Annotated in this window: 12 protein-coding genes; 5 read left to right on the forward strand and 7 right to left on the reverse strand. The window is 64.0% G+C overall.

Annotated elements, in window-relative coordinates; all coding sequences use genetic code 11:
- Window positions 1-182: 182 nt before the first annotated feature.
- The 5 genes from rpsD to murI all read right to left on the reverse strand — a co-directional run bounded on the left by rpsD (window position 183) and on the right by murI (window position 3,947).
- Window positions 183-800 (reverse strand): 30S ribosomal protein S4, encoded by a 618-nt coding sequence (gene rpsD / locus ABIB06_RS35585; RefSeq protein WP_247339107.1) that lies wholly within the window; start codon window positions 798-800, stop codon window positions 183-185.
- Between the two features lie 198 nt (window positions 801-998).
- The gene (locus ABIB06_RS35590) at window positions 999-1,766 is read right to left on the reverse strand and encodes an acyltransferase (protein WP_354046288.1); all 768 of its coding nucleotides are present in this window, start codon (window positions 1,764-1,766) and stop codon (window positions 999-1,001) included.
- Window positions 1,767-1,871: 105 nt separating this feature from the next.
- The gene (locus ABIB06_RS35595) at window positions 1,872-2,255 is read right to left on the reverse strand and encodes a cupin domain-containing protein (RefSeq protein ID WP_027518835.1); all 384 of its coding nucleotides are present in this window, start codon (window positions 2,253-2,255) and stop codon (window positions 1,872-1,874) included.
- Window positions 2,256-2,314: 59 nt separating this feature from the next.
- On the reverse strand, window positions 2,315-3,088 hold the full coding sequence (locus ABIB06_RS35600) for an HpcH/HpaI aldolase family protein (RefSeq protein WP_354046290.1): 774 nt from the start codon (window positions 3,086-3,088) through the stop codon (window positions 2,315-2,317).
- A 61-nt stretch (window positions 3,089-3,149) separates the two neighbouring features.
- Entirely contained in the window at window positions 3,150-3,947 is a 798-nt protein-coding gene (gene murI / locus ABIB06_RS35605) for a glutamate racemase (RefSeq protein WP_354046292.1), read from the reverse strand.
- A 173-nt stretch (window positions 3,948-4,120) separates the two neighbouring features.
- Between murI and ABIB06_RS35610 the strand changes: the two genes are divergently transcribed.
- The gene (locus ABIB06_RS35610; protein ID WP_354046294.1) at window positions 4,121-4,669 is read left to right on the forward strand and encodes a cytochrome b; all 549 of its coding nucleotides are present in this window, start codon (window positions 4,121-4,123) and stop codon (window positions 4,667-4,669) included.
- Between the two features lie 66 nt (window positions 4,670-4,735).
- Window positions 4,736-5,377, forward strand: coding sequence for a glutathione S-transferase family protein (locus ABIB06_RS35615; RefSeq protein WP_354046296.1), 642 nt, complete (start codon window positions 4,736-4,738; stop codon window positions 5,375-5,377).
- A gap of 18 nt (window positions 5,378-5,395) precedes the next feature.
- Here ABIB06_RS35615 and ABIB06_RS35620 read toward each other — a convergent pair whose 3' ends face one another.
- A complete protein-coding gene (locus tag ABIB06_RS35620) occupies window positions 5,396-6,202 on the reverse strand; it encodes a Crp/Fnr family transcriptional regulator (RefSeq protein WP_354046298.1) in 807 nt (268 codons plus the stop codon).
- A gap of 248 nt (window positions 6,203-6,450) precedes the next feature.
- Window positions 6,451-7,548 carry a SecDF P1 head subdomain-containing protein gene (locus tag ABIB06_RS35625; RefSeq protein ID WP_354068888.1) on the reverse strand — a complete coding sequence of 366 codons (1,098 nt, stop codon included), beginning with the start codon at window positions 7,546-7,548 and terminating at the stop codon, window positions 6,451-6,453.
- A gap of 240 nt (window positions 7,549-7,788) precedes the next feature.
- Between ABIB06_RS35625 and ABIB06_RS35630 the strand changes: the two genes are divergently transcribed.
- From ABIB06_RS35630 to ABIB06_RS35640, 3 genes are all read left to right on the forward strand, one after another.
- On the forward strand, window positions 7,789-9,696 hold the full coding sequence (locus ABIB06_RS35630; RefSeq protein WP_354046302.1) for an acyl-CoA synthetase: 1,908 nt from the start codon (window positions 7,789-7,791) through the stop codon (window positions 9,694-9,696).
- 166 nt (window positions 9,697-9,862) lie between these two features.
- The gene (locus tag ABIB06_RS35635) at window positions 9,863-11,713 is read left to right on the forward strand and encodes a caspase family protein (protein WP_354046304.1); all 1,851 of its coding nucleotides are present in this window, start codon (window positions 9,863-9,865) and stop codon (window positions 11,711-11,713) included.
- A 25-nt stretch (window positions 11,714-11,738) separates the two neighbouring features.
- Window positions 11,739-13,550 carry a caspase family protein gene (locus ABIB06_RS35640; protein WP_354046306.1) on the forward strand — a complete coding sequence of 604 codons (1,812 nt, stop codon included), beginning with the start codon at window positions 11,739-11,741 and terminating at the stop codon, window positions 13,548-13,550.
- The last annotated feature ends 79 nt before the right edge of the window (window positions 13,551-13,629 follow it).

A 13,629-nucleotide genomic window follows, 5' to 3' on the forward strand; every position in this document is an offset into this window, starting at 1 on the left:
TCGCACCGTCTAACCAATTGATCCGATTCAAGTCACGCGGTGCAAAATCCCCGAAAATAGCGAAATCTCGCCTCTAACTGCGCAAGTTGGGCTAGCACATATGGCCTGGGACATGGAAATGGCCGGCTCAAACAAAAAGGCCCCGGAAACCGGGGCCTTTGAGGAATTGATCTGCCGAACTATCAGCGCGAATAGAATTCGACGACCAGATGCGGCTCCATCTGCACCGGGAACGGCACGTCGGAGAGGTGCGGGATGCGCACGTATTTCGCGGTCATCTTGTTGTGGTCCACCTCGAGATAGTCCGGGGTGTCACGCTCAGAGAGCTGGCTGGCTTCGAGGACGTGGGCGAGCTGCTTGGAGGCTTCCTTGACCTCGATCACGTCGCTGATCTTGACCTGATAGCTTGAGATGTTGACCTTGCGGCCGTTCACCTTGACGTGGCCGTGGTTGATGAACTGGCGCGCGGCGAAGATCGTCGAGACGAACTTGGCGCGGTACACGACCGCGTCGAGACGACGCTCGAGGAGGCCGATCAGGTTCTCGCCGGTGTCACCCTTGAGGCGGCTGGCCTCGACATAGATGCTGTGGAACTGGCGCTCGGAGATGTTGGCGTAGTAGCCCTTCAGCTTCTGCTTGGCGCGCAGCTGCACGCCGAAATCGGAGAGCTTGCCCTTGCGGCGCTGGCCGTGCTGGCCGGGGCCGTACTCGCGGCGATTGACGGGGCTCTTCGGGCGGCCCCAGATGTTCTGGCCCATACGGCGGTCGAGCTTGTACTTGGCTTCACTGCGCTTAGTCATCGCGTCCTCTGTAGGTTCATGATTTGAGGAAACGCGCCCTCCTGTGTGACGGGCTAGCCCGGCACTGACAGGTCCGATCCCCAAAGCGTGGGGGAAAGGACCACGGGTCGCGAAACGCTTCGCGGGCCGAAATCGGCCCGCGAGCAAGCGGCTTTTAGGGGAGTTCGGGGCTCGCTGTCAATGCGAATGGCCCTGGAATCACGTCCTGACCGCCCGGATCGGCTTGGGGCCGGCTGCCCGCAATTCGGCAGCGATTTCAGTGTTCAGGACCTGTTCCAGCCGGGTCAGGACCCTGGCGATGGGGGCAGCGTCGGTCACCCGGTGATCCCAGCGGATCACGACATGGATGCTCTGGTCAGCCCCGACCACCCCATAGCTGACGATGAAAGGGCCGGGCGTGATGGGGTGAAGCTCGCCCCCGCCATAGGCGGCCACCGAGCTCACCGCGAAGCTGCCGAACCAATTGCCGCGCTGCCGGCCGAAATTCAGCCCGATCGCCCAGGACAGGCGCCGCAGCGGCAGCGGCAGACGGGTCGCCCGCATGACCTTGCGGAACATGGGGATTTCGTCGATCGGGGCTGTCTTGGCGCGCCGGATCTCGGCGTCGATTTCGGCCAAGGCTATGGCCTCTGGGCCTGCGATCCGCTGCAACAGCACGCATTCCTCGCCGTCCTCGACCCGGGCGATGGCGACCGAGGCTACGCTCTTCGGCAGCTCATAGAGCGTCGGCCAGGGCCATTTGGCGTAAACCGTGCGCAGGAGCGGCTCGTCCCTGGCCACCAGAGCGAAGGCCTTGACGAACATCGCGGCCCAGCCGGCCGGCGCGATCGCGCCTGCGCGGGCCTCCAGCAGGGGGCGGATATTGAGCGAGCGGGAGAGCGATACGAACGGCACGCCGATCGAGGCGCGCATGAGATCGACAATCAGGCGGCGCGGCAGCGAAATGGTCTTTGCTTTCCCGCGCATCGCTCTTTCGGTTCCCGCAGATTAGACAATGTGCCGCGAGCGGATTCCCGCTCGCCGCCTGCTCTAGCACGAACCAACCCGCCTGGGGCCGGTCGGTTCGCCGCATCAGGGCGCCGGCGAAGCCAGCGGCTTGGTCTTGTCGACGACGTAAACTCCAAGCACTTTCATGGCCTTGTCGCCATGAGCCTTGGCGTCGTGCACGACACCTGCAGGGATCTGGTAGGAATCACCGGCTTTCAGGGTTTTCTCCGGCTGACCGTCGATGAGAAGATTCAGCTCGCCTTCGAGCACGTAGCCGGTCTCGATTCCCGGATGGGTATGGCGTCCGGCCGCGCCGCCCGCTGGGACTTCCGCGATGGCGGTGATGGTGTTGTAGCCGTCCGGAAATTCGACCTTCTGGAGTGGGGTGCGTTTGATGCCGGGCTGCTGGGCGAAGGCGGCAACGGCAAGGCCGGTGAAGGCAAGAGCGAGCAAAGTCTTTTTGAGCATTGTTTCCTCCCTGGAACGGCCGACCCTAGCAGCGCGGCAGTTCCCGGCAAGCCCGGCGCTCAGCGTTTGATCCCATCGAACGCCGCCATGATGCCGCGCTGGAATAGCGACCAGTCGAAGCCGAGCGCGATCGCGCGGTAGCCGCGGTCGATCAGCTGGTTGGCCTGGTCTGCGGTACGCGCCACGCCACCGATCGGCACGCCGCTTCTGAGGATGCCGGCTTCCGCGCGGGCGACCAACTCCAGCAGCTCGGGATCGTCCATCTGCCCGCGCTTGTTGATGGACGTGGCGAGATCGCCGGGGCCGATCACCGCAACATCGATGCCTGGCGTCGCCATGATCTCGTCGATGCGGTTGACGGCGTCGACATGCTCGATGGTGATCATGCAGATCATCTCGTCATCGGCTGAGGCCATGTAGTCCGGCATCGACTGGCCCCAGCGGAACGGAGCGTGGAACGGACCCCAGAGACGATCGCCGCGCGGCGGATAGCGCACACTGCGGACCGCTTTCTCGGCATCGGCGCGATTGGTGATCATCGGGAAATTGATGCCGAAGGCGCCGATGTCCATCGGTGCTTTCGCCAGCCACGGCTCGTTGGCCGCGATCCGCACCAATGGTGTGCATGGCGTGCCGGTCGTTGCCGCGATCATCGCATGCGCCTCGGTCAGTCCAATCGGACCATGCTCGAGATCGACGATGATCCAGTCGAGCGACCGGGCCATGATCTGCACGGTCTGCACGCTCGGGATCGTCGCGATCGCGCCGAACGCGGGACGACCCTCGCGCCACAATTGGCGGAGGCGATTGAGCGGCATTGCGGGGATCGACATGAGATGACCTGCGGAGAGATGATGACGGCGAAGCCTAGCAGCGTGCCGTGTCCGCGGAAAGTCAGGCCAATGCGCGGCCGCCGAAGAATGGCGTCAGCGTGGCGCTGAGGCCATGTACGCGATTCGAGGTGAAGATCATCTCGGCACCGGATTGCGCGATGCCGCCGATCTGCGGGCCGAGTAGATCCGAGACGCGGCGGGCGATCGCGGGCGCCGGATCGATCCAGTCGACCGGCCAGGGCGCGAGCTTTTTCATCCGGTCGAGCAGCAGCGGATAATGCGTGCAGGCGAGCACGACTATGTCGGTGCGTGCGTCCGCATCCGCGGCATCGCCGACGAAGCAGGGGGTAAGCTCGGCGAGGATGTCGCCGTCACTGATCGGGGTGCCACTGAGTTCGGCTTCAGCCAGCGAGGCCAGTTCGGGGGAGCCGACCAGCGTCACCTCACAACCCAGCGCGAAATCGCGGATCAGCGCCTTGGTGTATTCGCGCTTCACCGTACCCTTGGTACCGAGCACGGAGACGCGCCGGGTCTTCGACTGCGCGCAGGCCGGCTTGATCGCCGGCACGGTGCCGACGAAGGGCAGGGAATAAGCGGCGCGTAAGTGAGATAGGACCAGGGTGGACGCCGTGTTGCAGGCGATGACGACGAGGTCAGGATCGTGCTTGCAGATCAATTCCCCCATCAGCGGCACCACGCGGGCGATGATCCGGTCCTCGCTGTGGTGGCCGTAGGGGAAGAAGGCGTCGTCGGCGACGTAGACGTAATGCGCGTCCGGGCATGCGGCCACGACCTCACGCAGCACCGTGAGCCCACCAAGGCCGGAATCGAACACCAGGATCGTCGGGGAATTGATCACGTCGTTACCTTAGCCCGCCATGGTTACCATTCGGTTTTTGGGGCGGTTTTGCGGCAGGGGCGTTTGGGACCAATTTGGAACGATTCAATTTCGCGATTGCCGCGTGTTCCCGCTATCAGCTGCCGTACTGCGGTGCGGACAGGTCCAGGCCCGCAAAACTCCGGAGAGCCGACATGATCAGAAACACCAGTCACGGCTGGGGCAGCGTTTCCCGGTGGCTGCACTGGATTTTGGCGCTGACCATCATCGGCATGATCGGCTTCGGCTGGTGGATGAACCACATCCCGGCGCGTCCCGACCGCTTCTTCTACCGCTCAATTCACGCCGATATCGGTTATGTGATCCTGCTGCTCACCGTGCTGCGCCTGGTGTGGCGCCTCGTCAACCCGACGCCGGCCCTGCCGGCCGAGACCTCGCGCTGGCAGAAGATCGCGGCCCATGTCAGCCACGGCGCGCTCTACCTCGCCGTCGTCGTCGTCACCATGCTCGGCTGGGCCCATTCCGGTGCGCACGCGCCTGACTATTCGGACTTCTTCGGCCTGTTTCACGTGCCGCAATTCACCACGCCCGACCGCGCGGCGGCGGGCGTCTATGAGGACCGCCACATCCTCTTCGCCTATGTCCTGCTCGCCTTGATCGCGGTTCACATGATCGCGGCCCTCTGGCACCACTTCATCCGCCGCGACCGCGTCGTGGCGCGGATGGTGACGGACGAGGCGTAATCGCAACCACACCTGTGCGTTCTCGTGGCACATCCCACGTTCTGCTTCATCTCTTCAGGAGGCCCCATGCTCACCGTCCATCATCTCGGCAAGTCGCAGTCCGAGCGTATTGTCTGGCTGTGCGAGGAACTGGGGATTCCCTACGAGCTGAAGCGCTATACGCGCGATCCCGTCACCATGCTGGCTCCTGCCGAGTACAAGGCGCTGCATCCGGCTGGCACGGCGCCGGTCATCACCGACGGCGAGCTGGTGCTCGCGGAATCCGGTGCGGTCGTCGACTACGTCGTTGCAAAATATGGCAACGGCCGACTCGTGCTCGGTCCCACTGATCCCGCCTTCGCTCAGTTTCTGTATTGGCTTCATTTCGCCAATGGCACCCTGCAACCCGGCATGGGGCGGATGATGATCCTGAGCCGGCTCGATCTCGCCAAGGACAATCCGACCCTGCTCGCGATGAAGGGGCGTCTCGATCGGGCCTACGATCTTCTCGACGCAAGGCTTCGCGAGACCGAATACCTTGCGGGCAGCGCTTTCACGACCGCCGATATCATGACAGCTTTCTCGCTCACCACGATGCGCTACTTCCAGCCCTATGACCTGTCGCGCTGTCCGAACGTGGTCAAATATCTCGGCCGCATCAGCGCGCGGGCGGGCTATCGGCGTGCGATGGAGAAGGGCGATCCGGGCATGGCGTTGCTCTTGAACTGAACGGCGACGCGCAATCGATCACGCGATCCTGTTCGTGGTGGCGGCCCGCTCCGTGGCCAGCTGCTTCTGCAACCGATCGATGTTTTGCAGCAGGCGCTGGCTGGTCAGCACCAGGAAGTAGTAGCCGAACTGCGGATCCTGGAAGTAGATCTCGAGCAATCGGTCGTAGGTAATCGTCAGCACCTGCCCGTCTTCGATGCATTCGATCGTTCCGGTGCGCCGGTTGCCCGGCGTCAGGAAGCCGAGCTCTCCCATCAGCGCGCCCGGCATGATCTCGATATTGATCTCCTTGACCAGGAACTTGCCGGTGACGGTCAGGAGCATGTCCTTAGCTGGATCGCCTAGTTTGAAGAGCGTGTCGCCACGGCGGTATTTGCGTTCGGTCATGAACGGCTTGAGCCATTCGATCGACATGTCGCCTTCGGCCGCATGGCGCGCCTTCTTGACGAGCTTGAGCATCTGCCGCAGCCGCACGGCGTTGATCGGAAGCAGCAGCAGATAGAGCAGGAAGGTCGAGACGTTGGCTGAGAGCGCGCCGAAAACGGCGAAGAACGCGCAACCGACCATGTTGGCGACGCGCAGCGGCACCATCGTCCGCATCAGGAGGGTGGCGACGAAGAAACCGGCGCCGATCGCCGCGAACATATTGGCCAGCGTGATGTTGTGGACGAAGATCTCCAGCATCCGATTGAAAATCGCGTCGTAGGTGACGTTGTTCGGATCGAGGCCCATCTGGACCAGGATCTTCGCGATCTTCAGGTTATCCGTCGCCGCATCGAGAATGCGGTCGAGGATCGACGAAATGTCTGCGCTGCCGGACGGCATGGTACTATCCCCGCGTAAGGCCTTCAGTCCTGGTCGGTATTCTCGACCCGTATAGCCGAAATCGAATGACGACCACTTGAATGAAGCCTTCGGCCGTCATGCCGCAAGAGGCAAATTTTAGCGGGATCGGTGGTTTCGGCAATTGCCTGTTTGGCCGTGGCGCCCCCGTGATTCGGGCCCACGGGGTACGAGCCTCGGCGTGGTGGACCTCGGCGCCCGACGGGGCGGGGGCGTGGGCGATCCCAGCCCTAGGGCTTGGCGGCGGGCTGCACGACCTGCTGCTCGACCAGGCCTAGGTGCCCCGGCAGCGAACCGGCGCGCAGCATCATGGCGACGCTGTTCGCTTCCTCCAGGGTGAAATTGCCGGAGATCTGGCCCGAACCGCCGGTGATGGGCTCGCGGATCACGGGGGCGGAGATCACCTTGCCGTCGAGCACGATGGCGAAGGGCTTTCCGATGTTCTCTTCGGTGACGTGGGCAAAGCGCCGCGTACCGCGGCCGTTGAAGCGGAACGAGGCGATCGGGTCCTTCGTGCCGCTTGCAAAACCCGGGCCTGCATAGCTGATGTCGTCGCCGTCGAGCACGCTGTCCTTGGCGACCAGATAAAGGCTCTTGTCCTTGAAGCCGGGCAGGACTTCCGTGCCTGCCGGCGGCGCGCCGGATTGCGCCTGCTCCGGCGGCATCGAGAGGTCGATCAGGCGGAAGCCGACCTTGACCTTTCGGGCGAAGACCGCGGTGACGCGCTCGGGCTCCATCACACCGGGCAGGAAGATGCGGATGCGATCGGTCCCGTCGGGCTGGACGCTGGCGAGCTGGACGCCGGCCTCCTTCAGACGCTGCTCGATCATGGCGATGGCATCTTCGACGAACTCGTGCAGCCGCGCGGAGGACGCGGCATCGGTCGGCGCGAGCCTGACCATTCCGTCGCCGCCCTCGGTCACGGCGAGTGCATACGACGGCAATCCCTCTGCGGCTGACGCGAGCTTGCGCGCGAGCTGCTCGCGGCCCTTGGCGTCGGCGATCTTCAACTCGACGCCGCCGTCGCGGATCGCAAGACCGGAGAAGGCGATCCGGCCCTCGCGCAGGTTCTTGTAGACGTCATCGCGCAAATCCGTGACGACGCTCTCGCGCAGGCCATCGGTGTCCACCTTGTAGATGATGCGCGACCCGCCGAGCTTCTCCATCTTGTCGGCGACGAAGGCCGCGATCTTGGCGCGCATCTTGTCGAACTGGCCGTCCTCGGCGAGTGCCGCGCGGGGCAGGGCGATCGCCGATGCCATGATCGCAAGTGTCATGGCGAGCGCGATGAAGGGCCGAGTGGCGCAATCCCGCAGGGGCGTAGTCATGATCACCTCAAGTCTTGCGGCAGGGCGCTGGCATGCTGGTCCGACGCCAATTCTTGGTCCCCGGATCTGGCCCGCAGGTTCAAAGGTCTGAGCCCGATCGTAGGCGACGTTAGGTCATGGACGAACGCCAAATCATCCATCATTCTGTCCGTGCTCGACCGGTCATCGGTCGAGGCCTCCTCGACCCAAAAAGTCAAAAGACAGGGCGCGGGGAATGCATCTGAGGGAGGACGGAATTCCATGGCGGGCATCCACGCGCTCGATCGGCTCATCGGCAGCGACTATCCGGACCTGGCAACCGACGCCGAGGTTCGAGCCTTCGAGCAGGTCCCTTACGCCGATCGCGTCGCGGCCGAGAGCACCTACGACGCGATCAGGCTGGGTGCGGCGGGCAACCCCGACGGGCCGGCGATCCAGTTCCTGCAAAATGCCGATCCCGCCGACACGCCTGTCGTTGTGACATACCGCGATTTCATCGCGCGCGTCACGCAGGCCGCCAACATGTTTCACGCGCTCGGCGTCGAGAAGGGCGACGTCATCAGCTTCATGCTGCCGCTGGTACCTGACGCCTTCGTGACACTGTTCGGCGCGGAGGCCGCAGGCATCGCCAACCCCGTCAATCCGCTCTTGGAGCCGCACCAGATCGCGGAGATCCTGGAGGCAGCGAACACGAAAATTCTGGTGGCGCTGGGGCCGATGCCCGGCACTGACATCTGGCAGAAGGTCGAACAGATCCGCCCACGACTCAAGCATCTCAAGGCGGTCGTGCAGGTGTTCGGCGGCGGCGATCCGACGAAGGGAATCTTTGCCTTCAGCGATCTGATCAAGCAGCAGCCGTCGGACCGGCTTATCAGCGGGCGCAAGATTCTCGGCAGCGATATCGCGGCCTATTTCCATACCGGAGGCACCACCGGAACGCCAAAGCTGGTGCGGCACACCCATGCCAACCAGGTCTATCAGGCCTGGGCGCTCAATCTGCTGCTGAAGTCCAAGCCGGGCGCCAACATGCTGTTCGGCATGCCGCTGTTTCATGTCGGGGGTTCGCTAACCCAGGTGCTGCTGACGCTGTCCGCCGGCGGATCGCTGGTCGTGTTGTCGCCGAGCGGATGGCGCAATCCGAATGCGGTGAGGAACATCTGGCAACTGGTCGAGCGTTTCAAGCCGGAGGCGCTGTCGAGCGTGCCGACGGTGCTCGCCGCAACGCTCGGGGTGCCGCCCGGCAATGCCGACATCTCCAGCCTGAAATATGCAGCCGGTGGCGGCTCGGCGATCCCGGTCGCGGTGGGGTCTGCGATCCAGGACAAGCTCAAGCTGCCGGTCGTGGAGGTCTACGGCATGACCGAGACCTCGAGCGTGCACACGCTGGCCTATCCGTCGCGGCCGATCCGGCTCGGCTCGGTCGGCCTTCCCATGCCTTACGCGCGGGTCCGCATCGTGCAACTCGATGCCGACGGCCGGCTGATCCGCGACTGCGCGCCGGACGAGATCGGTGTCGTCATCATGGCCGGGCCCGGCGTGTTCGGCGGCTATCTCAACGACGAGCACAACAAGGGCGCCTTCGTCGACGAGGTCTGGGTCAATTCCGGCGATCTCGGCCGGCTCGATGCCGACGGCTATCTCTGGATCACCGGCCGCGCCAAGGATCTCGTGATCCGCGGCGGCCACAACATCGATCCGGCGCCGATCGAGGAGATCATGTTCCGGCATCCCGCCGTCGGCTTTGCCGCGGTGGTCGGTCAGCCCGACGCCTATGCCGGCGAATTGCCGGTGGGTTACGTGCAGCTGAAGCCGGGTGCGACTGTCGAACCGGGCGAGTTGGAGACATGGGTGCGCGAGCGCACGCCGGAGCGCGCCGCCGTTCCGGTGCAGGTCATTCCGATCGACCCGATGCCTGTCACCGGCGTCGGCAAGGTATTCAAGCCGCAACTGCGCTGGGACGCAGCCCGGCGCGTGTTCACGAAGGTGCTGACACCGCTCGCCGAGCGCGGCATCGACTGCAAGGTCAGGGTCGGCGCTCACGGCAGCCACGGCTCGATCGCCACGGTTACGCTGGCGGGCCTGCCGGCTGATCAGCGCGAGGCGGTTGCGAGCGAGGTGCACGCACTGCTTGCACCGTTCGTGATGCGCCACGAGGTGGTGCAAATGTAACGGACCCAACAGCCGGCTTTGGCGTCAGCTGCGAAAGCAGAGCGACGCTTCGCCGCATTATCCATACTCCGATAGAGGGTCTTGTGTGACAATTGTCACATAGGAAGAATTGGCAATCTGCCACGCTCCCGGATATTCTCATGGAATTGCATCCTGGGGGACGCAAGTGATTCCGTTTCGGATATTTGCTTTGTTGATTTTGGCCATTGGCCTTGCCTGCGGACCGGCCCATGCGGACCGGCGGGTTGCGCTCGTGATCGGCAATTCCGCCTACAAGAGCGCGCCCAAGCTCGGCAATCCCGTGAACGATGCCACTCTGGTCGGCGGCATGTTCAAGAAGGCGGGCTTTGATTCCGTCGATGTCAGGCTGGATCTCAGTGCGAGCGAGATGCGGCGCATGTTGCGTGAGTTCGCCGGCAGGACCCGCGATGCGGATGTGGCGGTGATCTATTACGCCGGCCACGGCATCGAGCTGGAAGGCACCAACTATCTCATTCCGACCGATGCGACGCTGGAGACGGATGGCGACGTGCTCGACGAGACCATCCCAGTCGAGCGTGCGCTGTTCGCGGTCGAGCCGGCCAAGCAGCTGCGCCTGATCATCCTGGACGCGTGCCGCGACAATCCGTTTTCCAAGACCATGAAGCGGACGCTGGCCTCCCGCGCGATCGGACGCGGGCTCGCCAAGGTCGAGCCGACCAGCCCCAACACCATGATCGCCTTCGCCGCGAAAGCGGGATCGACCGCGTCTGACGGCGACTCCAAGAACAGCCCGTTCGCCGTCGCCTTGGTCGAGCACCTGCCGAAGCCGGGCCTCGACCTGCGCAAGGCTTTCGGCTTCGTGCGCGACGACGTGCTCAAGAGCACGGGCTACAAGCAGGAGCCGTATGTGTACGGCTCGCTCGGTGGCGACGACGTGCCATTGGTTGCGGTCAAACCGGCCGCGTCTGGGGCGCAGGCCAACCCGCAGGATTCTATTCGCAGGGATTACGAGCTGGCGCTGCAGCTTGCCACGCGCGACGGTTGGGAAGCCTTCCTGGCGCAATATCCCGAAGGTTTTTATGCCAATCTGGCCAAGGGCCAGATGAACAAGATCGCCGCTGAAGAGACGCGGGCGTCGGCCGAGCAAAAGGCGAATGCGGCCGAGCAGCAGAAGGCAAGGCTTATTGCCGAACGCGCCCAGAAGACCGAGCAGGACAAGGCGGCCGCGGCGGCCAAAGCTGCCGAAGAGGCCCGGATCGCGGCGGAGAAGCAGAAGCAGATCGAGCAGGCGAGGACCGAGGCGGCGGAGCACCAGCGCAAGCTGGCTGAGGCTGCTGCGGCGAAAGCACAGGCCGAGAAGCAGGCGGCGGAGAAGGCCAAGGCCGAGCTTGCCGCCAAGCAGGCAGCCGAGAAGGCGGAGCAGGTGGCAAAGCCGACGGCCGATCGGCAGATGCCTGAGGTCGAGCAAAAAGTTGCAGCCCTTTCGTCGACGCCGGCATCGGCATTGTCGGCGGCTGATCTGACAAAATCCCTACAGAGCGAATTGCGCCGCGTCGGCTGCCTGTCTGCCACCGCCGACGGCGATTGGAGCGCCGCATCGCAGCGTTCGCTGGCCCTGTTCAACAAATATGCAGGCACCCAGTTCGACGCCAAGCTCGCAAGCGTCGATGCGCTCGATGCACTGAAGGCAAAGCCCGGGCGCGTTTGCCCGCTCGTTTGCAATTTCGGCTTCAAGGCCGATGGCGATCAATGCGTGAAGATCACCTGCCGCGCCGGCTATCACGTCGGTGACGACAACGAATGCGCGAAGGTGTCCGAGAAGAAGCCGGTCGCGACGCGGGAAGATTCGAGGAAGCGGGACGCGGACCGGAAGGACTCGGAATCGGCGCCCTCGAAGCCCGAAGCCAGTGGGCAGATTTTTTGCAGTTCGGCCGGCTGTCGTCCGGTGCAGAAAGGATGCAGACTCGTGGCCGGGGCTACGCCCGGAAGATATAACGCCTCCGTAGGAAGCGGCAATTATGAGGTCTGCAACTGATCGTGCAGTCGATCCAGAACCGCGGATGAATTGCGTGAACATCGCTCGATATCTCTTCCTATTCATATTTGCGGCTCTTTGCACCTGCGCGCCGGCTCAGGCCGACAAGCGCGTCGCGCTCGTGATCGGCAATTCCGCCTACAAGAACGCCCCGCGGCTCGCCAACCCGGTGAACGACGCCGGGCTGGTCGGCGGCATGTTCAGGAACGCAGGCTTCGATACGGTCGAGATCAAGCTGGACCTCAATGCCAGCGAAATGCGGCGATCGCTACGCGAGTTCGCGGCCAGGACGCGCGATGCCGACATGGCGGTGATCTACTATGCGGGCCATGGCATCGAGCTGGACGGCAGCAACTACCTCGTTCCGACCGATGCCATGCTGGAAACCGATGGCGATGTCCTCGACGAGACGATCGCACTCGACCGCGCGCTGTATGCGGTCGAACCGGCCAAACAACTCCGTCTCGTCATCCTCGATGCCTGTCGCGACAACCCTTTCGCCAAGACGATGAAGCGCACCCTGGCCTCGCGCGCGATTGGTGGCGGGCTTGCCAAGGTCGAGCCGACCAGTCCGAACACGATGATCGCGTTTGCGGCCAAGGCGGGGTCGACGGCGTCCGATGGCGACTCCCGGAACAGCCCGTTCGCGGTGGCGCTGACCGATCATCTGCCAAAGCCCGGGCTCGACTTGCGCAAGGCGTTCGGGTTTGTCCGTGACGACGTCTTGAAAAAAACCGGCAACAAGCAGGAGCCGTATGTCTATGGCTCCCTGGGCGGCAGCGATGTGCCGCTGGTGCCGGCAAGGCCGGCCGCCGCAGCCGGTCCGCAGGCAAATCCACAGGACAGTGTGCGCAAAGACTACGAGCTTGCCCTTCAGGCCGGCCTGCGTGAAGCCTGGGAAGCATTCCTCCAGACCTATCCGGAGGGCTTTTACGCCAACCTCGCCCGCGTGCAGTTGAAGAAGATTGCCGCCGAGGAGGATCGCACGCTGGCGACCGAGAAGGCGCGTCTGGCCGAACAGGAGAAGGCGAGGCTGGCGACCGAACGAGCCCAGAAGGCCGAACTGGAGAAAGCGGCCGCCGCTGCGAAAGCCGCGGAAGGGGCGAGGATCGCGGCCGAGAAGGCCAAGCAGATCGAGCAGGCCAAGGCGGAGGCGGCCGAACGAGATCGCAAGGCGGCGGAAGCTGCCGCGGCCAGGTCGCTCGCGGAGAAGCGGGCGCTCGAGAAGGTGGCGACCGAGGCGGCAGCGAAGCAGGCGGCTGATGGCGACAGTAGGAAGGTGGCCGCGCTGTCGCCGCCGCCAAGCTCTCCGCCGCCCGGCGATCTCGCGAAATCCGTTCAGAGCGAACTGCGCCGCGTCGGCTGTCTTTCGGCCGCCGCCGACGGCGACTGGAACGCCGCAACGCAGCGCTCGCTGACGCTGTTCAACAAATATGCCGGCACTCAATTCGACGCGAAGCTTGCCAGTGTCGACGCGCTCGATGCGCTGAAGGCGAAGCCGGGACGCGTCTGTCCGCTCGTATGCAATTTCGGCTTCAAAGCCGATGGAGATCAATGCGCGAAGATCACCTGCCGGGCCGGCTACCACGTCGGTGACGACAACGAGTGCGAGAAGATTCAGGAGAAGAAGCCGGTCGCGACGCGGGAGGATTCGAGGAGGCGGGACGTTGAGCGCAGGCGAACCGAGTCCACGCCCCCAAAGGCCCAATCCTCAGAACAGATACTATGCAATCAGGCGGGCTGCCGACCTGCAGCAAGAGGCTGTCGGATAGTAATTGGTACGGGGCAATCGCAGGGGAGCGGCGGTATTGGGCAGCAAAGAGAGATTTGCAACTGATCTTAAGCGGTAGCCTCGCGGTGGCATGGCTGGCAAGGCCGCCCCAAACCGGCAGGATTATCTATTGTGGTTTGGTGCA

Source organism: Bradyrhizobium sp. LB8.2, assembly GCF_040548035.1.
Taxonomy (GTDB): Bacteria; Pseudomonadota; Alphaproteobacteria; order Rhizobiales; family Xanthobacteraceae; genus Bradyrhizobium.

Excerpts from the sequence above, each read along its gene's own strand:
- rpsD (WP_247339107.1), bottom strand. The coding sequence starts at position 800 with ATGACTAAGCGCAGTGAAGCCAAGTACAAGCTCGACCGCCGTATGGGC.
- ABIB06_RS35590 (WP_354046288.1), bottom strand. The coding sequence starts at position 1,766 with ATGCGCGGGAAAGCAAAGACCATTTCGCTGCCGCGCCGCCTGATTGTC.
- ABIB06_RS35610 (WP_354046294.1), top strand. The coding sequence starts at position 4,121 with ATGATCAGAAACACCAGTCACGGCTGGGGCAGCGTTTCCCGGTGGCTG.
- ABIB06_RS35630 (WP_354046302.1), top strand. The coding sequence starts at position 7,789 with ATGGCGGGCATCCACGCGCTCGATCGGCTCATCGGCAGCGACTATCCG.
- ABIB06_RS35625 (WP_354068888.1), bottom strand. The coding sequence starts at position 7,548 with ATGACTACGCCCCTGCGGGATTGCGCCACTCGGCCCTTCATCGCGCTC.
- ABIB06_RS35595 (WP_027518835.1), bottom strand. The coding sequence starts at position 2,255 with ATGCTCAAAAAGACTTTGCTCGCTCTTGCCTTCACCGGCCTTGCCGTT.
- ABIB06_RS35640 (WP_354046306.1), top strand. The coding sequence starts at position 11,739 with ATGAATTGCGTGAACATCGCTCGATATCTCTTCCTATTCATATTTGCG.
- ABIB06_RS35600 (WP_354046290.1), bottom strand. The coding sequence starts at position 3,088 with ATGTCGATCCCCGCAATGCCGCTCAATCGCCTCCGCCAATTGTGGCGC.
- ABIB06_RS35620 (WP_354046298.1), bottom strand. The coding sequence starts at position 6,202 with ATGCCGTCCGGCAGCGCAGACATTTCGTCGATCCTCGACCGCATTCTC.
- ABIB06_RS35615 (WP_354046296.1), top strand. The coding sequence starts at position 4,736 with ATGCTCACCGTCCATCATCTCGGCAAGTCGCAGTCCGAGCGTATTGTC.